This window comes from Pseudaeromonas sp. HNCC25DJ182 (assembly GCF_055413365.1).
The window spans coordinates 22,945-46,695 of record NZ_JBVAYG010000009.1 but is presented as its reverse complement, the minus strand read 5'-3'; the positions used below and the strand labels follow the sequence as shown (position 1 = coordinate 46,695).

General features: G+C 55.1%; 19 protein-coding genes. 6 read left to right on the top strand and 13 right to left on the bottom strand.

Going from position 1 to position 23,751, the window contains the following annotated elements; genetic code table 11:
• Window positions 1–15: 15 nt before the first annotated feature.
• Complete coding sequence (locus ACZYUB_RS09025) at window positions 16–1,437, bottom strand: sigma-54-dependent transcriptional regulator (RefSeq protein WP_463947255.1); 1,422 nt, start codon at window positions 1,435–1,437, stop codon at window positions 16–18.
• A 154-nt stretch (window positions 1,438–1,591) separates the two neighbouring features.
• Between ACZYUB_RS09025 and ACZYUB_RS09020 the strand changes: the two genes are divergently transcribed.
• Window positions 1,592–3,334, top strand: coding sequence for a sensor histidine kinase (locus ACZYUB_RS09020; RefSeq protein WP_463947253.1), 1,743 nt, complete (start codon window positions 1,592–1,594; stop codon window positions 3,332–3,334).
• Here ACZYUB_RS09020 and ACZYUB_RS09015 read toward each other — a convergent pair.
• The 9 genes from ACZYUB_RS09015 to ACZYUB_RS08975 all read right to left on the bottom strand — a co-directional run bounded on the left by ACZYUB_RS09015 (window position 3,331) and on the right by ACZYUB_RS08975 (window position 13,984).
• Window positions 3,331–4,107 carry a Nif3-like dinuclear metal center hexameric protein gene (locus ACZYUB_RS09015; protein WP_463947251.1) on the bottom strand — a complete coding sequence of 259 codons (777 nt, stop codon included), beginning with the start codon at window positions 4,105–4,107 and terminating at the stop codon, window positions 3,331–3,333. The two genes, ACZYUB_RS09020 and ACZYUB_RS09015, sit on opposite strands and share 4 nt — an antisense overlap.
• Before the next feature lie 78 nt (window positions 4,108–4,185).
• Entirely contained in the window at window positions 4,186–5,049 is an 864-nt protein-coding gene (locus ACZYUB_RS09010) for an SPOR domain-containing protein (RefSeq protein ID WP_463947249.1), read from the bottom strand.
• A gap of 2 nt (window positions 5,050–5,051) precedes the next feature.
• A complete protein-coding gene (gene folC, locus ACZYUB_RS09005; protein WP_463947248.1) occupies window positions 5,052–6,329 on the bottom strand; it encodes a bifunctional tetrahydrofolate synthase/dihydrofolate synthase in 1,278 nt (425 codons plus the stop codon).
• Between the two features lie 11 nt (window positions 6,330–6,340).
• Window positions 6,341–7,198, bottom strand: a complete 858-nt coding sequence (accD, locus tag ACZYUB_RS09000) for an acetyl-CoA carboxylase, carboxyltransferase subunit beta (protein ID WP_460884168.1) — start codon at window positions 7,196–7,198, stop codon at window positions 6,341–6,343.
• Window positions 7,199–7,312: 114 nt separating this feature from the next.
• Window positions 7,313–8,125, bottom strand: a complete 813-nt coding sequence (truA, locus tag ACZYUB_RS08995; RefSeq protein ID WP_463947246.1) for a tRNA pseudouridine(38-40) synthase TruA — start codon at window positions 8,123–8,125, stop codon at window positions 7,313–7,315.
• Window positions 8,126–8,225: 100 nt separating this feature from the next.
• Window positions 8,226–10,628 carry a FimV/HubP family polar landmark protein gene (locus tag ACZYUB_RS08990; RefSeq protein WP_463947244.1) on the bottom strand — a complete coding sequence of 801 codons (2,403 nt, stop codon included), beginning with the start codon at window positions 10,626–10,628 and terminating at the stop codon, window positions 8,226–8,228.
• Between the two features lie 191 nt (window positions 10,629–10,819).
• Entirely contained in the window at window positions 10,820–11,830 is a 1,011-nt protein-coding gene (locus ACZYUB_RS08985; protein WP_463947242.1) for an aspartate-semialdehyde dehydrogenase, read from the bottom strand.
• A 40-nt stretch (window positions 11,831–11,870) separates the two neighbouring features.
• Complete coding sequence (locus tag ACZYUB_RS08980; RefSeq protein ID WP_463947240.1) at window positions 11,871–12,986, bottom strand: 4-phosphoerythronate dehydrogenase; 1,116 nt, start codon at window positions 12,984–12,986, stop codon at window positions 11,871–11,873.
• A gap of 101 nt (window positions 12,987–13,087) precedes the next feature.
• Window positions 13,088–13,984 (bottom strand): LysR substrate-binding domain-containing protein, encoded by an 897-nt coding sequence (locus ACZYUB_RS08975; RefSeq protein ID WP_463947239.1) that lies wholly within the window; start codon window positions 13,982–13,984, stop codon window positions 13,088–13,090.
• A gap of 102 nt (window positions 13,985–14,086) precedes the next feature.
• Here ACZYUB_RS08975 and ACZYUB_RS08970 point away from each other — a divergent pair, with 102 nt between their 5' ends.
• The gene (locus ACZYUB_RS08970) at window positions 14,087–15,061 is read left to right on the top strand and encodes a TDT family transporter (RefSeq protein ID WP_463947237.1); all 975 of its coding nucleotides are present in this window, start codon (window positions 14,087–14,089) and stop codon (window positions 15,059–15,061) included.
• A gap of 203 nt (window positions 15,062–15,264) precedes the next feature.
• On the opposite strand, the gene ACZYUB_RS08965 is transcribed toward ACZYUB_RS08970, so the two are convergent.
• From ACZYUB_RS08965 to seqA, 3 genes are all read right to left on the bottom strand, one after another.
• Window positions 15,265–17,736 (bottom strand): glycogen/starch/alpha-glucan phosphorylase, encoded by a 2,472-nt coding sequence (locus ACZYUB_RS08965; protein ID WP_463947235.1) that lies wholly within the window; start codon window positions 17,734–17,736, stop codon window positions 15,265–15,267.
• A 657-nt stretch (window positions 17,737–18,393) separates the two neighbouring features.
• Window positions 18,394–20,043, bottom strand: a complete 1,650-nt coding sequence (gene pgm, locus ACZYUB_RS08960) for a phosphoglucomutase (alpha-D-glucose-1,6-bisphosphate-dependent) (protein ID WP_463947233.1) — start codon at window positions 20,041–20,043, stop codon at window positions 18,394–18,396.
• 28 nt (window positions 20,044–20,071) lie between these two features.
• Entirely contained in the window at window positions 20,072–20,593 is a 522-nt protein-coding gene (seqA, locus tag ACZYUB_RS08955) for a replication initiation negative regulator SeqA (protein WP_463947232.1), read from the bottom strand.
• Window positions 20,594–20,800: 207 nt separating this feature from the next.
• On the opposite strand from seqA, the gene ACZYUB_RS08950 reads away from it, so the two are divergent.
• The 4 genes from ACZYUB_RS08950 (at window position 20,801) to ACZYUB_RS08935 (ending at window position 23,693) form a co-directional block, all read left to right on the top strand.
• Entirely contained in the window at window positions 20,801–21,568 is a 768-nt protein-coding gene (locus ACZYUB_RS08950; protein WP_463947230.1) for an alpha/beta fold hydrolase, read from the top strand.
• A gap of 285 nt (window positions 21,569–21,853) precedes the next feature.
• Window positions 21,854–22,150, top strand: coding sequence for a LexA regulated protein (gene ybfE / locus ACZYUB_RS08945; RefSeq protein WP_463947228.1), 297 nt, complete (start codon window positions 21,854–21,856; stop codon window positions 22,148–22,150).
• A gap of 43 nt (window positions 22,151–22,193) precedes the next feature.
• Window positions 22,194–22,718, top strand: a complete 525-nt coding sequence (gene fldA, locus ACZYUB_RS08940; RefSeq protein ID WP_463947227.1) for a flavodoxin FldA — start codon at window positions 22,194–22,196, stop codon at window positions 22,716–22,718.
• Between the two features lie 66 nt (window positions 22,719–22,784).
• Complete coding sequence (locus ACZYUB_RS08935) at window positions 22,785–23,693, top strand: carbohydrate kinase family protein (RefSeq protein WP_463947225.1); 909 nt, start codon at window positions 22,785–22,787, stop codon at window positions 23,691–23,693.
• Window positions 23,694–23,751: the final 58 nt, after the last annotated feature.

Below are 23,751 nucleotides of genomic sequence, written 5' to 3'. Positions count from 1 at the left end.
GCTCACAGGACTTTCTTATTTATGGTTATCAGGCAGCAGCCCTTGTTCCTGCCATCCCTGTAATTTGCGATACAGAGTGGAGGGACTGACCTCCAGCAGACGCGAGGCGTGGGGGATATTCCCGCGACATGCTTCAATAGCCTGAAGGATAGCGTCTCGTTCAACCACAGCCAAGGGGCGAATGGAACCTTCACTGGCAATCGTCGTCTTCATCAGAGTCTGCGGCATCGGCTCCGGCGTCTGCGATTGCAAGCGATGATCTTGCCGCAACAAGGCGGGCAGCATATTCAGCGTGACATCCAATCCGTCGTGTAACACCACAATCTGGCGGATCGCGTTCTGTAACTGGCGAATATTGCCTGGCCAGTGATAGACCAACAAGGCACGGCGAGCCTCGTCGCTGAAGCGTAAAAAACGTTTACCCTCCTCGCGCGCAAAGTTTTGTAAAAAAACCTCGGCAATGCGCAGAACATCATCACCACGCTCACGAAGCGGAGGCAGTTGCAACGGAATGACATGCAGCCGGTAATAGAGATCTTCCCGAAAACGCCCCGCAGCGACTTCGAGCAGGGGATCCCGATTGGTGGCACAAATAATCCGCACATCCACTTGTTCGGTGATGGAAGAGCCAACTTTTTGAAAGCATCCGGTCTGCAAAAAACGCAGCAGTTTACTTTGCAGCTCCAGATCCATCTCACACACTTCATCCATAAACAGGGTGCTGCCATGAGCGCGCCCGGCGGCACCAATCCGCTCACTGACTGCACCGGTGAACGCGCCTTTGACGTGGCCGAAGATTTCACTTTCCATCAGATCCTTGGGGATCGCCGCACAGTTCAACGCCACCAAAGGCCGGTTATGGCGACCGCTGAGCCGATGGATCGCTTCCGCGCAGACTTCTTTGCCGGTACCGCTTTCCCCGGTAATAAAAATGGTAGCGCGCGAAGAGGCTGCGGTTTCTATGGTGTGATAAACCTCCTGCATGCTAACGCTGGCACCGACAAAACCTTCAAATTGGTCACGGGGATAGACGTTCTGATAGCGACTGACCAATGCATTCAAACGGCGATACTCGATGGTATTGCGTAGGGTGACGCGCAGGCGATCCGCATCGACAGGTTTGGCGATAAAATCATGAGCTCCCAAGCGCATGGCATCCACCGCCATGTCCAAAGAGCCATTGGCAGTCATGACAATGGTGCTGATCCCCAAAGCCGACGCCTGGACATGCTTGAGAATTTCCATCCCTGACATATCGGGCAGATGCAGATCCAGTAGCAGGATATCCGGTTGCAGCAGCGGCAACTGCTGTAATGCCTCGGCACCACTGGCCACCGAGATCAGAGTCACTGCTTCGTGTTTGAGATAGGCTTGATAAACGGCGCTGAGCGGGGCTGAGTCCTCCACCATCAACACCGTGGGGATCTGGTATTCCATGTAACCTCCCGGCTGTCAGGCGCTAGGGTACCTGTCTCGGGAATGAAGGACAAGACAACACGGGGAGCCCGGCGGTCAGCCCTTTCTTTTTTATGCACTTGCGTCAATGCTTAAGGCAGCTCCCCTCTAGAGCATCACTCACGATGGGAATCAGATGACAACACATCTACGCCGCCGGATCAGTTTCGGTTTATTCTTGCTGCTGTTGCTTCCACTCGGCTTCTACGAAGCTAGGTCTCTGGTTGCCTCCTCCTCACAGCGCCTAAATCCAGCGACACTTCAATCTCTGGTCACCAGCTATCAGTGGCAACTGCAACAACGCCTGGCGCAGGCGGCCTCTGCTGCCCAGCTCCAAGCAGATCTGCCCCCCGAATTCAGTGCCTACTGGCAAAAAGACCAACAAACCTGGCAGGGCAAGCGCCGCGTCCCCTCACTGGCTGAAACAAGCTGCCCTCCCGCACCAGGACGCATCATGCCCCTTGCTTCGGCCCACAGGATCCAGCTCTATCTGTGCATGGAGGAGCCGACGCAAAAGCAGCTGTTCTTACTGAACGTACCAGTATTGCTATCGCAACCATTGGCCCTCGAGACGCTCTCACTGGCGTTAGTAGATCCGGAGCAGCAGCGCCTCTTTCGACTCGATGCCCATTCGGGTGAGCTGGTATCGACACCGATCCTTAAGGACTCCCCCTACCAGCCCATGCTGACCTCGGCCAGCAACACCCAACTGGGCCCCCTGCAAGATGCCAGCTGGATCACCACATCTTTTGGCTGGCGCCTGATCTTGCTGCAACATCACGAACGCGATCCATGGCACTGGCTCTGGTTGACCGCCACCCTGGGACTATGTCTGCTGTTGAGCTGGATTCTGCCCGCCTGGATCGGTGGTTACATCTACCGCCGTTTTCGTTATCTCACCCAGGCTGCCGCCCAGATAGCCCTGGGTAACTTCACCTTTCGGCTCCCCTCCGAAACCCATGACGAACTGGAGCTAATTAACACCGTTTTCAACCGGATGCTTGATGAAATCCAGATCCAGAAACAGCGTCTGCAGGAACAAAATGATGCCTTGCAAGCAGGCAACGAAAGCCTGCAGGAAACGCTGGAAACCGTGCAGAATATGCAAAGTGAACGCTTTGTTACGGCAAGCCGCATCTTGCAGCATGCCGAATCGCAAATTTTACGCCAGCTTCTCAAGTGGCCCATCCAGCAGATGACCGAGCTTGGCCGTCAGCTCCAGCAACAACAAGAACTGCTGGATAGTCAACTGCACCAGACGGCCATCGACCGCAATCAACTGCATCACTCCAGTCAGAACACTCTGGCGCTATTTCGGCAACTGCAAATCCAGTTGAATCAAGCAAAGTATTTATTGGATCACTATCAGCCCGAAACCAATAAGGAGGATCTGGGGGAAAAACAACATATCCATCTGGCGCAGCTACTGCAGGAAACTGTCCATCGTTTGATGCCGCACTGGCAGCCACCAGGTCACCAGGTGTATATCCGCTGTCCGCCCCACATCACCCTCGACAGCTATCCACTGGCCATTGCTCAGGTGATCAACAACCTGATGATGAACGCCCTACACCACGGTTTTTCCCCCGACGATGCCGGAGAGATCGTGATCAGCGCGAAGCAGGATGCACAGCATGTGGTGATTACATTCCGCGACAATGGTTGCGGGATACCGGAGAAGCTGGAAGAGAAGTTGTTTCAGCCGTTCCAGAGTGCCAACCCTGGCGCTACGGGCAACAGTCTGGGGCTTTACCTGACGCGCCAACTCATACAGCAACTGCTCAACGGCAGTATTATCTACCAGCCTACCGAGTCACCCGGCGCCTGTTTCATCATCACGCTGCCACTAGATGTCGCAGCCGAACAACCCGGGATCTAGACCGGATTGTCGATATCGATAAATTGCACCTCGAGCCCGAATTCTGCGGTCAGCCGCTCTCCAAGGGCCTTGACGCCATAGCGCTCCGTGGCGTGATGCCCTGCCGCATAAAAATGGATCCCCATCTCGCGCGCGACATGCACAGTTTGTTCGGAAACCTCACCCGAAAAGAAAGCATCAATGCCCTGTTCAGCGGCGAGAGTGATATAGCTTTGCCCACCACCACTGCACCAGGCGACGGTACGAATGGATCTACCCTCCTGCCCGATGCACAACAAGGGCTCACGCCCCAGAGCCGAGGCCAGCCGCTGGGCAAACTGCTCGGCACTGAGCGGCACAGCCAGTTCGCCGACCAGCGACAAAGAGCACGGATTATCGCTCTCCAGTGGGCGAACGACCTGAATATCCAGCAGTCGGGCCAGCTGCGCGTTATTGCCCAGAACTGGATGTGCATCGAGCGGCAGATGGTAGGCATACAGGTTGATGTCGTGCTGTAACAGCGTCTGCAGACGCCGTTTTTTCATGCCGCGGATCTGTGCCGACTCCCCGCCCCAGAAGTATCCATGGTGGACCAAAATCGCATCGGCTTGCAGCCGCACTGCCTCATCCAGCAACGCCTGACTGGCAGTGACCCCGGTGATCAGACGCCGGATTTGCTTTCGCCCCTCCACTTGCAAGCCGTTTGGGCTGTAATCTTTGAATTGGCGACTCTCCAGCAAGGTATCCAGGTATGTTTCCAGTTGCAGATTATCCACGACAAGACTCCGAACCATGATTGGTGCTGGGGACAATAAAAAAAAAGAGGTGAAGAATCACCTCTTTTTTGTAGCGCTTCCGAAGGAGCGTTTTCTTTAACCCAATGGACTATAGGCAATGACCTTGGCCGAGGTGCCGGCAATCTGGCTGACACGAGGCACCAGGCTGTCCAGCTTGGCACGGGAAACATCTGGGCCCACGGTCACCCGGTACAGGGTCGATCCACCACTGCGGAATGAACTGACATTGGCGGGCAAACCGCTAGCTCTCAACTTACCTACCAGCACGCGCGCATTGTCGCCACTGGAAAACACACCCGCCTGAATGGTCCAGGCGGCGCGGCTGGTCGCCGCTGAAGAGGATAACGGTTTAGCCTGCGGCGCCTGATACTTATTGGCTGCACTCCCGACAGAGGTCGGTTGCGCTTCCACGACTTCGACGAAGGGCTTGATTTGTCCCGCTTGCAGCGTGGGCTTGGCAGGCTTCGGCTCGACTGGTTTCACCTCGCTCGGGACGACAGCTGGCTGCGCTTTGGTTGCCACACTTTGCGGCTCACTCTTGGGTTTTGCCGGTTCAGTCGCGGCAGGCTTGACCGCAACTGGCGCCTGATTAGCCGCCACGACAGTTCCAGGTTGCGCTACAACCACTTGACCTGCCGTATCGTTGCCCGCCACTACGGTTGGAGCAACCTCATCCACCGACCACTGCTCGTCAGCCGCCTGATTGACCACAACGCCCTCTGGCGTCGCCATGCCGGCACTTGCCGAATGAGCCATTTGCGTCGCCGTCGCCGCAGAGATTGCGGGCAAAGGGGCCGCCGCATCTGGACGCAGGGGAACGCTGGCAATCGGATCATGATGATTCGAGCGCTTGCCACTCAAGAGATCTGGCAAAAAGATGACCCCTAAAGAAACCAGAATCACAGTTCCTATCAGCCGGTTCTGAAATTGCGTTGCCAAGATTAACTCCCTAATGTTCCTGTCATATCCAATTCTTCTGCTATCACATCCGCAACCGTATAAAACGATCCCAAGACGATGATTTCATCCTCTGCCCCGGCCGCTGTCAGGGCCGCTTGGTAAGCCTTCCGTACGGCATCATAGCAATGCCGAATGGCATCGGGACGCAGCACTGCCGCTAACTCACACGCAGTCGCGGCTCTGGGCCCTAACAGATCAGCCAGAAACCACTCATCAATCAGTGGATCCAGCTCGCTGAGGGTATGCTGTATATCTTTGTCTTTGAGCATCCCGGCAACAGCCAGACGGCGGCCGGTTTGTGGTCGCAGACGTAATTGCTGCGCCAGATAATGAGCCGAATGCGGGTTGTGCGCCACATCCACGATCACGGAGGGCTGCTGCCGCAACCGTTGCATGCGCCCGGCTAATCGCGCCCGACGCAAACCGGTATGCACAGCCGCCTCATCCACCACCAATCCCAACTGCTCAACCACCGCCAGCGCGGTCACTGCGTTGGCCAAGGGCAACTGAGGATAGGGTAATCCCGACCACCGTTCGCGCTGGCCATGAAAAGTCCAACTCTCTGCGGACTCGGTGCGCCCAAAATCTTCGCCAACCTGTAGCAAGTGAGCACCAAGGGCATGCGCGGTCGCCGCCAGGGTTGCCGGAGGTTGTGGCTCACCGGAGATAGCCGGTTTCTGCGCCCGGAATATACCCGCTTTTTCGGTGGCAATCGCTTCTCGGGTATCGCCCAACCAATCACAATGATCCAGCGCTATGCTGGTGACAACCGCCAGGTCCGACTCCACCAGATTGGTAGCATCCAATCGACCACCGAGCCCAACCTCCAGCAACACCAGATCAGGGGCTGCTTCTCGAAACAACCACAACGCCGCCAGGGTACCGAACTCAAAGAAGGTCAGCGAAATATCCTGGCGCACGGCCTCGATTGCCGCAAATGCGCGACAGAGATCCCCATCGGAGACATCTTGTCCATCCAGCCGCACCCGCTCGTTATAACGCAGCAAGTGGGGCGATGAGTAGACCCCGACTCGATAACCGGCAGCCCGATAAATGGCTTCCAGCAAGGCACAGGTCGTTCCCTTGCCGTTCGTCCCGCCGACCGTCACGACACTACAGGGTAAGTGACGCAGCGCCAAGCGGTCAGCCACCACGCCAACACGATGCAATCCCAAGTCGATGACGCTGGGATGCAACTGTTCTAAATAAGAAAGCCAGTCAGATAATGACTGGCTTTGCGCCATTACGGATTGCGTCATGACAGAATCAACTATTCCTCAAGCACGGAGACGTGCATCAGCTTGCCGAGCAGCGCCGCTAACCGATCTCGCATCTCCCGACGATCGATGATCAGATCGATGGCACCTTTTTCCAGCAAAAATTCCGAACGCTGGAAACCTTCCGGCAACTTTTCACGCACGGTTTGCTCGATCACGCGGGGACCAGCAAAGCCAATCAATGCCTTGGGCTCACCGACGTTGATATCACCCAGCATGGCCAGACTGGCTGATACACCACCCATGGTCGGATCGGTCAGTACGGAGATGTAAGGTAAACCTTCAGCGCTCAGTCGCTCCAGAGCCGCACTGGTCTTGGCCATCTGCATCAACGAGAAAAGAGCCTCTTGCATCCGCGCACCACCGGAGGTAGAGAAACAAACCAGACCTCGGCGCTCCTTGATACAAGTCTCCACCGCCCGTACGAAACGAGCGCCAACCACGGACGCCATGGAGCCGCCCATAAACGAGAATTCAAAAGCACAGGCCACCACGGGTACACCTTTGACTTGCCCCTTCATGGCAATCAAGGCATCTTTTTCATTGGTCTCTTTTTGCGCGGCAGTGAGGCGATCCTTGTAACGCTTGGAGTCTTTGAACTTCAACACATCTTGTGGTTCCAGTTCAGTTCCCAGCTCCAGACGATGATCGGCATCCAGAAAGCGATTCAACCGCTCACGGGCACCGATGCGCATATGGTGGCTACACTTGGGGCAAACGTGTAAATTGCGCTCGACTTCAGCTCGGTACAAAACCTGCTCACAACCATCACACTTGCTCCATATCCCTTCCGGAATATTATGACGGCGGGCGTTATCGCTCTTCGGAAGAATTTTCTCAAGCCAGCTCATGAAATACCTTTATTTCATCATCCAGAATTACCAGGCTGCTGTATCGGTTCATCAAATCAACCAACTCAGCAACGGCACATGACCGAGCATTTAAGCACAAGTCATTCGTTTTGTTTACTTAAAACTGGTCGTACCCGGGGCATTGTCCGGTAACCAGAGTGGTCCCAGTGGCAGTATGGGTAAGGCGAAATGCTCCGGATACGTCACATCGACCAGATACAGCCCTCCTGCTTTCGCCGTAGCGCCAGCACGTTCCCGATCCCGGGCGGCAAGCACATCGACAATCCAGCTCTCGGGTTGATTCCCCATCCCCACCTCCAACAAGGAGCCGGTGATGTTACGCACCATATGGTGTAAAAACGCATTGGCACGGATATCCAGAATCACATAAGGCCCCACCCGCGACACGGCCAGATGGGTGATATTACGCCATGGTGTTTTCGACTGGCATTGTACGGCGCGGAATGAAGAGAAATCGTGCTCGCCCAACAGGCATTGCCCGGCCTGGTGCATCCGCTCCGCATCAATTTCCCCATGATAGTGGCTGATGCCACCGGCCAATATCGCTTGGCGTAAATTAGCGTTCAGGATGATGTAACGATAGCGTCGCGCCGTGGCAGAGAAACGGGCATGAAACTCATCGGGTACCACCTGCGCCCATTTCACCGCAATATCGCGCGGCAGATTGGAATTAATGCCCAAGGTCCAGGCCGATAAATTGCGCTCGGCATGGGTGTCAAAGTGCACCACCTGCCCGGTCGCATGTACGCCCGCATCGGTACGGCCAGCGCATTGAACCTCGACCGTATGATTGGCAATTTGCGACAAGGCTCGCTCCAGCTCAGCCTGGATGCTGTTTACTTCGCGTTGCCGCTGCCAGCCAAAATACCGGCTGCCGTCATACTCAATGCCCATGGCGATGCGCATATCTGTTCCTTCGCTCTATTACTTCGGGCCGCGATTATACGAGATGCGCCCCAAAAAAGAAGCGGCGACCGAGGTCACCGCTTCATCTCCAGTCTGACGCTCAAGCCAGGCGCTTGAGCAAACGCTGGGCCTCGTCTTTTTGCTGGCTGGTCCCATTGGCCATGACTTCATTCAACAGCTCAATGGCACTGCTCTTGTCGTCGATTTCCAGATAGGCACGCGCCAGATCCAGTTTTGCACCCAGCTCCCCGTCTGCATCCACATCGACGCTATCACCCTCGGGCAACACTTCAGGGAATTCATCCAGACCGACATCCAGAGACAACCCCTGATAAGGCTCGTCGCTTTCGGTTGCCAGATCGGCTTCAGCCAGCAGTTCGTCGATCTCCTTAAACGATGGTTTAGGTTTGACCGCCGGTGCCGATTGTGCCAGCAGAGCATCAATGTCATCCACATCGACCGGAGCGTTCAGCGACTCTGCCGGCTCCTCGTTGTACCAATCAGCAGCAGGGACCTCGCTGGCTTCCGCACTGGCTTGCAGCTCTAGCGATGCCAAGCTGTTTTTGAGGTTAATCTCCTCTTCACTGGTAGAGACAGGTTCACTCTCCAGCACTTCAATCTCGGTCTCGCTATCATCACTTCCCTCCAGATTGACAAAGGAAGGGTCACTCTCCAGCTCATCCATATTACTGAACAGTGCATCCAATTCGTCATTGGAGAGATTCAGATTTTCCCGAGGAACGAACTCATCATCCGCTACCACCACCGGCTCAGGCATCAAAGGTGCGGCCGCAGCCGAACTCAGATCCGCTGCAACAGGCTGTGTCTGGGTTTCACTCACACCCAGGGCTGACAAAAACTCGGATTCATCCAGCGGTTCGCTCGCTCCCCAATCTGGCTCGGAGATTGGAGATTGGGATTCAGAAGCAGAGACCGACAGATCCAGATCCAGGTCCTCATCCAATCCTAAATTGCCACCCCGAGGTTCAGCACCTAAATCAGGGACCAGCTCGGAATCTGACGAATCACGACGAGACGCGGATTCACTCAGGGCGAACGAGCCAGGAATGGAGAAGGCAGGCTCCTTGCGCTCATCCAGAATGATCTCCGGCTGCGGTTGCAGGGTTTCATCCTGCTGCTCCAGATCGGGCAGATCACTGATCGCCACCATATCGGCAGCCAGCAGATGATCAAAGTGGGAATCCCCCTGCGCCATCAGCAAGTCGGTGGACTCGGCATCCTCGAGCTCACGAGCCGCCTGATCCCGTTTGCTTCTTGCCATCCACCAGAGGCTCACCAGCGCCAATGCCAGCAGAAACGGGAGTAGCAGGGTCAATGCCAGGTTCAGCGGTGTGGAGACTAACTGGCTCCAGAAACCACTGTCCGCATCTGTAGCTGGCGCCGTATCCGCCGCCGACACCGCGGGTTCAGCGGGCGCGGCCACCTTGGCCTCCAGCAATGACTTCAGCTCAGCCACATCCTGTGTCAGTTTGGAAACCTGAGACTCTAACTGACCATTGGCTTTGCTCAACTCCTCAATTTTACCTTTATATTCATCCTGTAAAGTCGGACCTGCGGGTACAGTCGGGGCCGCAGACGAGCTCTGGGCCACCAACGCAGTCACAGCGGCGTCGACATTATCAGACACTGTGCTCGCTGAACTAACAGCCGCAGCCGGTGTGCTGGCTATCACCACCTTGTCGCTGATGACATCCGCGGCGGCAGAGACTGCCGACGCGGTAACCGCTGCCGTCGCGACGTCCGCGCTGGTACTGGCAGCAGACACAACCGCTACCGGTTCCGCCGCTGCAATGCCCGGCTTTTCCGGCGTCAGCTTGACCACAGGTTTGGTAACAGGGACGGCCGCAGCCGTGGTATCCGCAGCAGGCTCGGTCTTGGGTGACAATTTGACCACGCGCGTGGGTGTCGAACTGGTACGAGCCGGTAAAGCCATACCATTTCGCCGCACAACCTGCTGTGCCTGAGCCTCGCTTTCGCTCTGGATTTGCGCCAGCGTCGGCAAATTCAGTCGAGAGCCTTTGTACAATCCACTCAGACGTCCCCCCGCAAACGCCTGAGGATTTTTGCGATAAATCGCCAGAAGAGTCTGATGAATAGAAACCTGACTGCTCGGCCTTACCTGTTGGGCAATCGACCATAGGGTATCGCTGCTCTTGACCGGACCGTAAACTCCCGCCGAAGCACCATCATCGATAACCGCAACGTCTGTACCTTCCGTCGCCAAAAACGGCTGCGGAACACCTACCTTGAGCGTGGATTTTTTCGATATCGGCTTGGCAAGCGGCTTCACCTGGACAGGTTTCTGCTCAACTGGCGTTGCCAGCGGCTGACTGCTCGCCGGGACCAGAGGCGCAACCTCGGTTTTATCCGGTCCCTTGATCTCGATATAAAACTCATCCAGCTGTTCCGCCGCATGCAGTGGTGTCGCCAGTTGCATTGCGAGGGCGACAGCTAACGCCAGACGGGAGAAGTGCAGTCCCATAATCGTTCCTTCGTGATAGGCCTACCAATAACGTGGGGAAGGCAGAGGCAAGACAGCTCCAATATAAAACACTCCCCCGCGCTGTACCAGTGAGATACGGGAGGAAGAATATTACCGTAAGTCTAGGAAAAATCTGATTTGATTGATATTTTCAGCTAAAAGACGGGCCGCTGAATGCGGCCCGGGTCACATCACAGATGGTCCTGGATCAGGCTTTCTGCAATCTGCAAGCAGTTCAGCGCGCCACCTTTGCGAATGTTGTCCGTCACCAGCCAGAAATTAAAACCCTGGGGATGGGTCTTGTCCTGACGCAGACGAGAAATAAACACGCCACTTTGTCCAGCGCCGTGAGTAACGGGCGTCAGTAATTCGTCATCGATGAGGCTCACCCCGGGGGCAGCCTCCAGAACCCGTTTTATCTCTTCCAGATCGCAGCCATGCTGGGTCTCCAGATGCACAACCTGGCTATGGCCGTAGAACACAGGGACCCGGATGCAGGTCGCATTCACCCCGATGCGCTCATCCCCGAGCAAGCGCTGAGTTTCGCTCTCTAACCGCTGCTCCTCCAGCGTAAAGCCGTCGTCAGCGAGACTATCGATCTGCGGCAGCAGGTTAAAGGCAATTTGCGCCTCATAGGTGTGCGACTCGGCAGGACGGCCATTCAGCAAACTGGCGGTTTGTTTGGCCAACTCCTGAATACCGGCTTTACCTGTTCCCGAGACCGATTGCAGGCTGACAATATTCACACGCGCCACCCCGACTTCATCATGGATCGGCTTCAGAGCCAGCATCAGCTCCGTCACGATGCAGGTCGGGCTGGCCACGATATTGCGTTGGCGAACATCGGCCAACTCGTCACTATTCACTTCAGGAATAATCAGAGGCACCGAGAAGTCATCCCGGAAATGCAGACTGTTGTCGATCACCACGCAGCCGGCATCCGCCGCGACCTGCGCCCACTCAGCACTGGCTGCCGAGCCGGCCATGAAAAATGCCAGCTGAACCTGGCTCCAATCAAAATCGGCAACCGGCTCTACGCTCAGGGTTCGACCGCCAAAGCGCACACTTTCCTGCTCACTCTCACTGACGACCAGCGGGTATAAATTACCGACCGGGAACTCGCGTTCTTCGAGCAACTCCAGCAGGGTTTCACCACCCAGACCATCAACGCCCAGAATGGCAATATCAAAACGCTGGCTCATTGTTTAAACCTCATCATGTTGCTTGTTAATTGGAGAATGATTAATCGTTCACGGAAAAACCAAGCGCCGTCAGGCGTGGGTCTGCAGCTCCCTGTACTCGCAGGGAGGACCACTCGCGACGCTCGGGATACTGTTTACGCATTTCATCAAAACTGGCTGGACCCTGATATGCCATCCGGAAGCGGGCGTCATCGCGCCGCACATCGTACACCAGGTGAACCAGTTGCTTGATCTGTGCCGGTGTTAACGGCTCACTCACCTGGACCTGCGACACCGCTGGAGCAGGTAATAAGTCCTGCCAGCTTCGGGTGAGAGGTTTGCCAGCAAACTGGCAATAGGCCTGATAGAGCTGATAAGTACCCATGATCTTGCCTTCCAGGCTGTACCCGGCGATGTGGGGTGTCGCTAATTCGGTGTAAGGGATCAGCTCTTGCAGAATATCCGGTTCATGCTCCCAGACATCCATCACCAAGCGCAAGGGTTCGGACGTCTGCTGACGCAGGAGTAAAGAGAGGTTATCCCAGACTTCGCCGCGACTGGCATTGATCAAAAACTGACCAGCAGGTAGTTGTGCAATCCGTTCAGCATCCAGCAAATGGCGTGTCGGATAGCGTCCGTCATCACTCAGGGGGACATGAAACGACACCACATCACAGGCCAAGGCCACATCGTAGGAGACAAAGTCCCGGGGATCCCCCGCCTTGGCCAACGGCGGATCGCACAGGCAAACCTGCATCCCCAGTGCCTGGGCCTTGGCGGCGACCGAAGAACCGGTATTCCCCGCCCCTATGATGCCCAGCGTCATACCCGCCAGACAGAGCTGATAACGTTCGGCCAAGACCAGCAAGGCGCTGATGACATACTCTCCAACGCTGACTTTGTTACACCCCGGCGCGCTGCTGAAGGCAATGCCACGGGCCGCCAATGCCTCTTGATCGATATGATCAGTGCCTATGGTCGCAGTGCCGACAAATTTCAGCCGTCGGGCTTGCGCCAGCAACGCAGCATCGACCCGAGTCACTGAACGCACCAATAACAGATCCGCATCGGCCACTTGTGCGGCTGTCATCTGGCGACCCGCAACCCGGATCACCTCACCGAAGTCGGCAAATAGCACATCCGCCACAGGCATATTTTCATCAATCAGGATCCGCATTGTCTCTCCTTCTGTCGGCAAGTGTTCAGTCAGGCCCAGTCCCCAAGGCCCATCATTGTAGCCATATGTCCCCGGCTTGGGCAGCATCGCGTGTAGTCCCATCACCGGCCACTGCGTGGCGGCCAGTGATGACAAAACTCGATAAATTCAGCCAGGACAGGATGCAGATACTTCTCCTTATGCCATGCCAGTCGTAGCGGGCGCTGGATCCCGGGCTGCAAATCCAGTACCACCACGCGTCCATCCTGGACCGCCGCTGTGGCGGCAAGCCCGGAGAGCAGACACAATCCCAACCCCGCAGCTACCGCATTCAAAATGGACTCTGTGGTATTAAGCTCCAGTCCGGCCTGCCAACTCTGCAGATGGGATCCAATCAAGCGCTGGAACTGCTCGCGACTCCCGGATCCTGGCTCCCGTAACAGCCAGCGCTGCTGCTCCAAATCCGCCATGCTCAGGCGCCCGGCCAAAGCCAGCGGGTGATTGGGCGCCGCAACGACATGCATACTATCGGGCATCCACTCCTGCAGGCGGAGATTACTATCGCTGCTATTCCCCTCCAGCAATGCCATATCCAGACGAAAATCAGCGAGCTGTTCCACCAAAGTACGGGTGTTACTGATCTCGATCTTAAAATCGACATCCGGGTGATTCTGCAGAAAGTCAGCCAGCAGGCGCGGAAGCAGATAGTTGCCGATGGTATGGCTGGCTCCAATCCGCAGGACACCGCTGGCGCGATCGGAGCGCTGGAACAGATGTTCTATGGTGTCCAGCCGCTGCAGCAGCTCATCGGCTAGCGGTAACAGCTGGGCCCCCTGGGTATTGAGTTGCAGACGATTACGGACCCGATCAAACAACCGGCAATCGAGTTGTTTCTCCAACTCCTGCAGTGACATGCTGGCTGCCGCTTTGGTAATAAACAGCCGCTCGGCAGCCTCCGCCAGATTTCCGGCTTGCACGACGGCGACAAAAAGTCGTAACTGTTTCAGAGAAATGTTCATATTGTTCAGAAATACTAAACACTGGGTTCAGTTGATTCAAATATTCTTAAATTATGCCACGTCTTATCATGACTGCCATCATCGCGAGGCAGGAGCATCGATATGTTCAAACGGGTACAACATAAGTTGACACGACTCCCCACCCCACTGGCCGGGTTGGCTCTAGCCATTGCCGCCCTGGGCTGGTGTTGGGAAAACGCCCTGCCGCTGCAACACTACGCCAAGTGGACTGGCGCGGTCATCGCTGCTTGTTTATTGCTCAGCCTTGGCATCAAATTCGTGCGCTTTCCCCGTCTGCTGCGCGACGATTTGGCTCATCCAGTGGTTGGCAGCGTGGTTCCAACCTTCGCCATGGGTTGGATGCTGGTATCTAGCAGTGTAGGAGAATGGCAGCCAGTGCTGGGACAAGCAATCTGGCTAGGTGCCATCACCCTGCATCTGGTATTTCTGGGCTGCTTCATCCATTACCGGGCCAAAAAATTTGCCCTACACCATATGCTGCCAAGCTGGTTTGTACCGCCGGTCGGCATCATAGTCGCCGATGTCGCCTTTCCCGGTGGCGCCTTGCAACCACTGGCGGATGCCCTGTTGCATCTGGGGCTTACTTGTTATGCCATCCTATTGCCGATCATGATCTATCGCCTGATATTTGAGCGGGATATTCCGGATCCGGCCAAACCCACCCTCGCCATCCTGGCCGCTCCTGCCAGCCTGTGTCTGGCCGGTTACCTGACCGTGAGCCAGGAACCATCGGCTCTGGTGGTCGCCCTGCTGGCAAGCATTGCCGTGCTGATGACCGCCATCATTTATGTCGCCTTCTTCTCATTGCTGCGCTTGCCGTTCAACCCGGGATATGCCGCTTTTACCTTCCCCATGGTGATCGGGGCGACGGCCTTGTACAAGCTGGCGACACAACTGAGTCGCTGGCAGCTGGATGCCAGTAGTATTCAGCTGGTACGGCACCTGGCGCTGGCCGAGCTCATGATTGCCACTGGAGTCGTCGGCTACGTCGCCCTTCGGTACCTGCTGCATTATGGCCGCAAAACACAGCCTCTCTTGACGCAGGAGCTTGCCTGACACTGCGCGGGCACTGCAGACTCCGCCACTCCCCTTGCACCTTCCCCTTGACGGATAGCCCGCTTTCCTTGGCATAGCCCGTTGGCTGGTTGATTGTTGATGGTCGAAGATCTTGGAGGGCTAACCGGTGATCACATGGCAGGGTAAATCTCAGATAAAGCAAAGGGGACCCGAAGGTCCCCTTGTTCTATCACAGTTGATGCTTAGGCCACGGTGCAGGGCTTCAGATACCAAATGTTATCGCAGTAGTCCTGGATGGAGCGGTCGGAGTTGAACTTGCCCATGGTGGCAGAGTTCACGATCACAGCCTTGGCCCATGCCTTCTTGTCACGGTACATGGCATCCACCTTCTTCTGGGCTTCGGAGTAGGACTCGAAGTCAGCCAGAGCCAGGTAGGTATCACCGCCATCCAGCAAGGCACGCTTGATGGAGGAGAGTTCACCTGGACGACCCGGAGTGAAGAAGTCAGTGTCGAACCAGTCGAGCACAGCCTTCAGCTCAGGGTTGGCATAGTAGTAATCCCAAGGATTGTAGCCAGCGGCCTTCAGTGCCTTCACTTCGTCCACTTCCAGACCGAAGATGGCATTGTATTCAGCGCCCGCTTCTTCGGCGATTTCGATGTTCGCGCCGTCCAGAGTACCTAGCGTGATGGCACCGTTCATCGCCAACTTCATGTTACCAGTACCAGAGGCTTCGTAACCGGCAGTGGAGATCTGCTGGGATACGTCAGCCGCCGGGATCAGCTTCTCAGCCAGGCTCACACGATAGTTCGGCATGAATACAACCTTCAACTTGCCCTGGATGCGCTCATCACTGTTCACACGCTCAGCAACCTTGTTGATGGCGTAGATGATGTCCTTGGCCAGCTTGTAGCCAGGAGCGGCCTTGGAGCCGAAGATGAACACACGCGGGTGCATGTCGTAGTCCGGATTGGCCAGCAGACGACGATACAGAGCCATGATGTGGATCAGGTTCAGCTGTTGACGCTTGTACTCGTGCAGACGCTTGATCTGGATATCGAAGATCGCCTCGGCACTCACGTCGATGCCAGTTTCAGCCTTGATGACTTTAACCAACTTCTGCTTGTTCGCCAGCTTGATGTCCATGAACTTCTTCTGGAACGCTGCATCGTCGGCATGAGCCAGGGCGCCACGCATCTTGTCCAGTTGCAGCGGCCATTCATTACCCACGGTTTCGGTGTACAGCTTGGCCAGCTCAGGGTTACAGGAGAGCAACCAGCGACGCGGAGTCACGCCATTGGTCACGTTGCACATCTTCTCCGGCCACAGTTCGGCAAACTCGGGGAACAAGTCTTCCTTCACCAGCTTGGAGTGGATTTCGGCAACGCCGTTGACCTTGTGGGAGCCGATCACGCACAAGTTACCCATGCGGACCTTGCGCGCGCTGCCTTCTTCGATGATGGACAGCTTGGCCTTGATGGCGTCATCGCCAGGCCACTTGGCTTCAACCTTGTCTTCCAGGAAGCGACGGTTGATTTCGTAAATGATTTCCAGGTGACGTGGCAGTACACGTTCAAACAGATACACAGCCCACTTCTCCAGCGCTTCTGGCAGCAGAGTGTGGTTGGTGTAAGAGAACACCTTGTAGCAGATGTTCCAGGCGGCATCCCACTCCAGCTCTTCTTCGTCGACCAGGATACGCATCAGTTCCGGGATGGCGATAGTCGGGTGAGTATCGTTCAGCTGCACAGCGATTTGATCGGCAAACTTGCTGAAGTCATTACCATGCACACGCTTGTAACGACGCATGATGTCCTTCAGGGAGCAAGCACAGAAGAAGTACTGTTGCACCAGACGCAGGATCTTACCGGCCTCGGTCTCATCGTTCGGGTACAGAACCTTGGAGATGGTTTCGGCCTGAGCCTTTTCAGCCTGGGAGTCGATGTAACCACCGGCGTTGAAAACGTCCCAGTCAAAGAATTCGGAGGCGCGGGATTCCCACAGGCGCAGGATGTTGACGGTCTTACCTTGGTAACCCACAACCGGGATATCCCACGGCAGGCCCTTGATCTTCTGACCGGCATGCCACACTTTCTTCATCTTACCATCTTCGCCAAATACGGTTTCAACATAACCGTACAGCGGAATTTCCTGGGCAGATTCAGGGCGGCAGATTTCCCAAGGGTTGCCATATTCGCGCCAGGAGTCTGGACGCTCGATCTGACGGCCATCGCGGATTTCCTGACGGAACAGACCGTGTTCGTAGTGGATACCGTAACCAACCGCTGGCATGTTCAGGGTTGCCAGAGAGTCGATGAAGCAAGCAGCCAGACGACCGAGGCCACCGTTACCCAGCGCCATATCCGGCTCTTCTTCACACAAGTCGGCGATGTCGATGCCCAGATCCTTGAGTGCATCACCGCATACTTCGTACAGCGAGAGGTTATGCAGATTGTTGGCAGTCAGACGACCCATCAGAAATTCGGCAGACAGATAGTGAACTGCACGGGTATTTTCCTGGAAGTGGGTTTGCTGAGTCTGAGTCAGACGCTCAAACACCAATTCGTTTACTGCAGCGCAGGTAGCCTTCCACCAAGCTTGTCTGCTCGCTTTTTGCTCGCTGGTACCCAGCGTGGAGCGCAGGTGGTGAACGATATCCTGCTTCAACTGCTCTTTATTCAGGGCGCTGAGCTGTTCAACTTTTTTCTTCGCCATAACCGATTTCCTTCGTTACTCGAGAGTAGTGAGCCAAATTTCAGGCTGCCGGGCGTGAATTATAAGGGCTGTAGATCCGGCAGCAGAATACTAACCAAAGGTCTGACCCCAAAATATAACCCAGGTCACATTTTTTTCTGGTAAACGGATACATTGCTCATGAAACTATTTTCAGAAAACAAATAACTCCATAAAAACAAAAAACCAATAAACTCAATTACTTAATCAAATAATCACGGATGAAAAGGTTATTTTCATCCCCTGAGCTTGAAATGTCCTGAAAATACCTGAAAATACGCAACAATTTCACCTGATGAGAAAGCGATTTCAACATCAGGATGTCGACATATTATTTTATCCCCTACCGTTAAATAGCCTCGCCTCAGGTTTCTACGCTACGCCAACCCACAGACTCAGATAAATTTACTATTTTGTAACAATTCGTTATCTGCGGAATATTTCTCAGGGAAAGTTCTATTTTGGTGCATCCCCATCCATCAGCCGAAGGAGAGACTGCCGATAGAACGCGATACGCCGACAATGGAACCAAGCCTCCAGGCACAAGCCATGAACGAAAGGTTACTGTACCGCAAAAACAAAAACGCCAGCGATAGACAATCGCTGGCGTGATGTGGGTGCCTAATCGACCGTCAGGTGTCAGACACCGGCTTTGGCCAGAGCAGCAGAGACAATTTCTTGCGCCTCTTTCTGGATCCGATCCAGATGGGCCTCACCCTTGAAGCTTTCCATATAGATCTTGTAGATAGATTCAGTGCCACTCGGTCGAGCGGCAAACCAGCCGTTTTCCGTGACAACCTTGAGCCCACCAATGGCGGCGCCATTACCCGGAGCAGCGGTCAGCTTGGCAATAATCGGCTCACCAGCCAACTCCGCGGCTTCGACCATCGCCGGGTCCAGCTTGGAGAGAACATTCTTCTGCTCGGTGTTGGCTGGCGCATCGATACGACGATACAAAGGCGCGCCAAAGCGCGTCGTGAGCTCATCGTAGTGAGTCTGCGGATCCTTGCCGGTCACCGCCAGAATTTCAGCGGCCAGCAAACAGAGCAGGATACCATCCTTGTCGGTGGTCCAAACGCGACCATCCTTACGCAGGAAGGAAGCCCCCGCACTCTCTTCGCCACCGAAGCCGAAGCTGCCATCAAACAAGCCATCCACGAACCACTTGAAGCCTACCGGTACTTCTTTGAGTTCACGGTTAATGGAAGCCGCAACCCGATCGATAATCGATGAAGAGACCAGCGTCTTGCCGACGGCGGCCTGTGCTGGCCAACCCGGTCTGTGGGTAAAGAGGTACTGGATGGCCACGGCCAGATAATGATTCGGGTTCATCAGACCCGCCTTGCAGACGATGCCATGACGATCGTTATCCGGATCGTTCGCCACCGCGATATCGAACTTGTCTTTCAGATCGATCAAGCTGGCCATGGCCCATGGGCTGGAACAGTCCATGCGGATCTTGCCATCTTTATCCAGCGTCATGAACGAGAAGGTCGGATCGACCGCATAGTTGACGACTTCAATATTCAGACCATAGGTCTTGGCAATCAGGTCCCAGTACGCCACACCGGCGCCACCCAAGGGATCTACACCAATTTTGACCCCAGCCTTCTTGATGGCCTCCATATCGATAACCTGAGCCAGGTCATCAATATAAGGCGTCATCATGTCCAGCTCCTGAACATTGGCCAGCTGACGTGCCTCGGCAAACGCAACGCGCTTCACACCGGCAAGCCCCTGCTCCAGCAACTCATTGGCGCGGTTTTCTACCCACTTGGTGATCTCGCCTTCCGCTGGGCCACCATGGGGCGGATTGTATTTGAAACCACCATCTTCTGGCGGGTTATGGGACGGCGTAATAACGATGCCATCCGCCTGATCGGCATGACCGGCGCCGTTGTAGCGCAAAATGGCGTGGGAAATCACTGGCGTCGGGGTATAACCCAGACCTTTTTCGATAAAGACCTGCACGCCATTGGCAGCCAGCACCTCGACAGCGGATGCCAGAGCGGCTTCGGACAAGGCATGGGTATCCATACCGATGTACAAGGGACCCGTGATCCCCTGTGTGGCACGATACTCGGCAATCGCCTGGCTCACCGCCAGAATGTGGGATTCGGTAAAAGCGCTGAGCAAGGCACTACCGCGATGTCCCGAGGTACCGAACGCAACACGTTGTTCCGCCTTGCTCATATCGGGCTTATTCAGGTAATACGCAGACATCAGACGCGGAATATTAGTCAGGTCTTCCAGACGGGCCGGTTTCCCGGCATGGGAATGTTGAGCCATTTGATTACTTCCTGATTGTATTTGTGAATTAAATCTTCTCGCACACCTGCTCGGTGAATTCGGCGGCGTAGCCCATCGCGGTCATCAACAGAGCGACGATGTTGCGCTTGCGCCCGGTATTGGTATTGGAAATGACCCAGTACGGAGTACCAGGTACCGGCTTTGGTTTGGTGGTGTTGCCGGTAGCTCGCAGTTCTTCTTCGCTACGCGCAAAATAGATACGCTTGCGGCCCTTGATTTCGGTCGCGCTGGTAAAGGCATCCGGGTTAGCTTGATAAAGAGAACTCAGGATCAGCATGAAACGGTCGATGGCACTTTCTTTGGCCGCCAACTCACTGCTATTGAGCAACTCGGAAAGTTCAACTGTTTGAGCAGCTTCAGCAAGAGGCGACTCTTCTGTTTCTGGATACACAGACAAATAAGTCTCTTCGCCATTGAGTGGCGTCATGCCAAGCAGGCGACGCAAGATTTCAGAAGCACTCTCTCCGATATGCTGGGTTTGGCGGGCTATGTAGCGATAGAGCTCTTCATCAACCTCAATGGTCTTCATACAGTTGGGTCACCTCGTGAAAAACAAACGCGCGGATTATACATCGCCAGGGGAGCAAGCCCAACAGATGGCCTGTGCTTTTGCGACGATGACAAGGGGTTGTCGAAGAACTATTCGGCAGCTTGAGTGCCAGAGCATCAGCAACTGCCTGGAATATGAGCTTTAGGTTACAATGAGGTTCCAAAATTGTTAGCACCGACTCGAGGTATGCTCTTGTTACATTACCGCCATCAAGGAGTGACCTCTGCGCCTCCCGTTGTGTTATTGCATGGATTATTTGGCGATCTGGATAACCTGGGTGCCCTCGCCCGGACTCTGGCCAGCCATCATCAGGTCATTCAGCTCGACTTACCCAACCATGGTGCATCCCCACAGTCGGCAGATATGCACTGGGCAACCATGTGCCAGCAATTATTAGCGCTGCTCGATCATCAGGGTTGGGAACAGGTCAGCCTCGTCGGCCACTCGCTGGGAGGCAAGCTGGCGATGCAGTTTGCGTTACGTTATCCGCAACGGGTCACCCATCTGGTGGTGGTCGATATTGCCCCAGTCCGCTATGCACCGCGTCATGATAGCGTCATCGCCGCCTTGCAAGCAGTTGCCACCCAACCAGAAATCAGCCGGAAAGAAGCCGACGACCTCATGACCCCCTGGCTTGCTGACGCCGGTGTGCGGCAATTCCTGCTCAAGAGCTTTGCTCCCGGCAAGGGATGGCGTTTTAACTTATCGGCACTGGTGGACAACTACCCAACGCTGATGGACTGGGAGGAACTGCCGGGGAGGTTTGATGGTGCGGCTCTGTTTATCAAGGGAGGGAGTTCGGATTATCTGTTGCCGGAATATCAAGCCCGGATCCTGGCGCTCTTTCCGCGTGCCAAAGCCCGAATTATCCAGGAAGCAGGCCACTGGCTGCATGCCGAAAAACCGGCATTGTTCAACAAACTTGTTGTGGATTTCCTGTCGACAAGCCGTTAACAGTGGCTTGAAGCTTATGCTATAGTTCGCGCCCTGATGCTCAACCCCGCCGGAGACAAGCACTCGAATCGAGTCACGGTGGCAGACACAAGCCCGTTGCATCATGGGGCAGGAGCCTGGGTTGATCAGCCTGGTCATTCAGGATGAACACGAACACCTCGCATGCTCCGAACAGGCATGAAGGTGATGAATTCATCGTTTGGTTGGTTCTGCAAGTGCGACATACCCAGGTATGACGAAGTGCACAGCTGAGCCGGATTGGGTCAAGTTCGTAGTAGATGTAGCATGGCAAAACACCAAGAAGACCGAACCACCCTGGATCTATTCGCGGAAGAAAAGCGCCCGGGTCGCCCCAAAACCAATCCGCTACCCCGAGCCTTGCAGTTGAAGGTGAATAAACGCAATCAGCTCAAACGAGATAAGGCCAATGGCCTGCGGCGGGTAGAGTTGAAGGTTGAGGCCGAGTTGCTTGAACAACTCAACGAATTGGCGAAACGGCAGAATCTGAGTCGAGCGGATCTGATCCAGTTAGTATTGAAGCAACATATCGAAACAGAGACTGTGCACCAGTCCCTGGCTTAATTCATAATCAACCATCATTTAACACCAAGGGTATACAACCACTATGGCAAGTGTAGGTCTGTTTTTCGGTAGCGATACCGGTAATACGGAAGCCGTGGCAGGCATGATCCAGAAAGAATTGGGCTCACATCTGGTCGATGTCTTCGATATCGCCAAGAGCACCAAGGCCGATATCGAGAGCTTCGATCTGCTGATCCTGGGGATCCCGACCTGGTACTACGGTGAATCGCAGGCTGATTGGGATGATTTTTTTCCGGAGCTTGAAGAGATCGACTTCAACAACAAGTTGGTCGCTATCTTCGGGTGCGGCGATCAGGAAGACTATGCCGAGTACTTCCTGGATGCGATGGGCACCTTGCGTGACATCATAGAGCCTCGCGGTGCCATCATCATTGGCCACTGGCCGACCGATGGCTATCAATTTGAAGCCTCCAAGGCACTGGTCGATGACAAGCACTTTGTCGGTCTGGGGATCGATGAAGATCGACAACCGGATCTGACTGCCGCCCGCGTGGAAGCCTGGTGCAAGCAGTTGTTTGACGAGATGTGTCTCGCCGAACTGCAATAAACCTCTGGCCCGCGACTGCGGGCCTGTTTTATGGTGGGCCCCCACAACTCACTTTCAAGGGCCCCCATGTCGACGCTGTTTATCTCTGGCCTGACCAATGTTGAAACCACGGTCGCCATTCCAGGATTCCCCCTCCCTTATGCTCCAGTGCACTATCCCTTTCATGGCATCCAGAGCACAGTTTCTGGTGTGGGCGTCAATGTTGCCAAGGCATTGCATCGTTTGGGGCACAGTGTCCAACTGCACAGTCTGATTGGCCCAGATCTGGCGGGTGACACCGTCATGATGGCTCTCGAGCAAACGGGCATTCCGGCGCATGGAATGAGCCGAACCCTGAGCGCCACCCCGCAGAGTGTGATCCTCTACGATCCAGACGGCCGCCGACAGATCCAGGTCGACTTGAAGGAATGTCAGGAGATGTCGTTGCCTGACGGCTATGAGTCCGCTCTGCAGCAGTGCGAGCTGGCGATTTTATGCAACATCAACTTTTCCCGGCCCTTACTGGCCACCGCCAAACGCCTGAACAAGCTGATTGCCTGTGATGTCCACGTCCTGTGGGACATAGATGACGATTACAATCGGGAGTTCATGGCCGCCGCCGATATTCTGTTTTTGAGTGACGAAGGTCTGAATGGTCGCCCTGCAGAAGCGTTTATCCGCTCTTTAGCCCAGCGATATCATAACTGTTTCATCATCATGGGATGTGGACGCAACGGAGCCCTACTCTATCAATCCGCTCTGGATGAGTTTTTTCATGCTCCAGCCATAGCCCCTCGCGGGGTCATCAACACCATAGGTGCCGGTGATGCGCTGTTTTCAGCCTTTATCCATGAGTGGTTACAACACGGAGATCCACAGCTAGCCTTGCGCCGGGCCTGTCTGTTCGCCGGTTGGAAAATTGGTACCGTGGGCGCCGCCGATGGGCTTCCAGATGTGAAGGAATGGCAGCAGTTGTTAATGCAATATGGGCTTTGAACAGAAAAATGCTAACATTGGTTATCCCAGCAATTAGGGGAACAGTTCTCCAGACGGT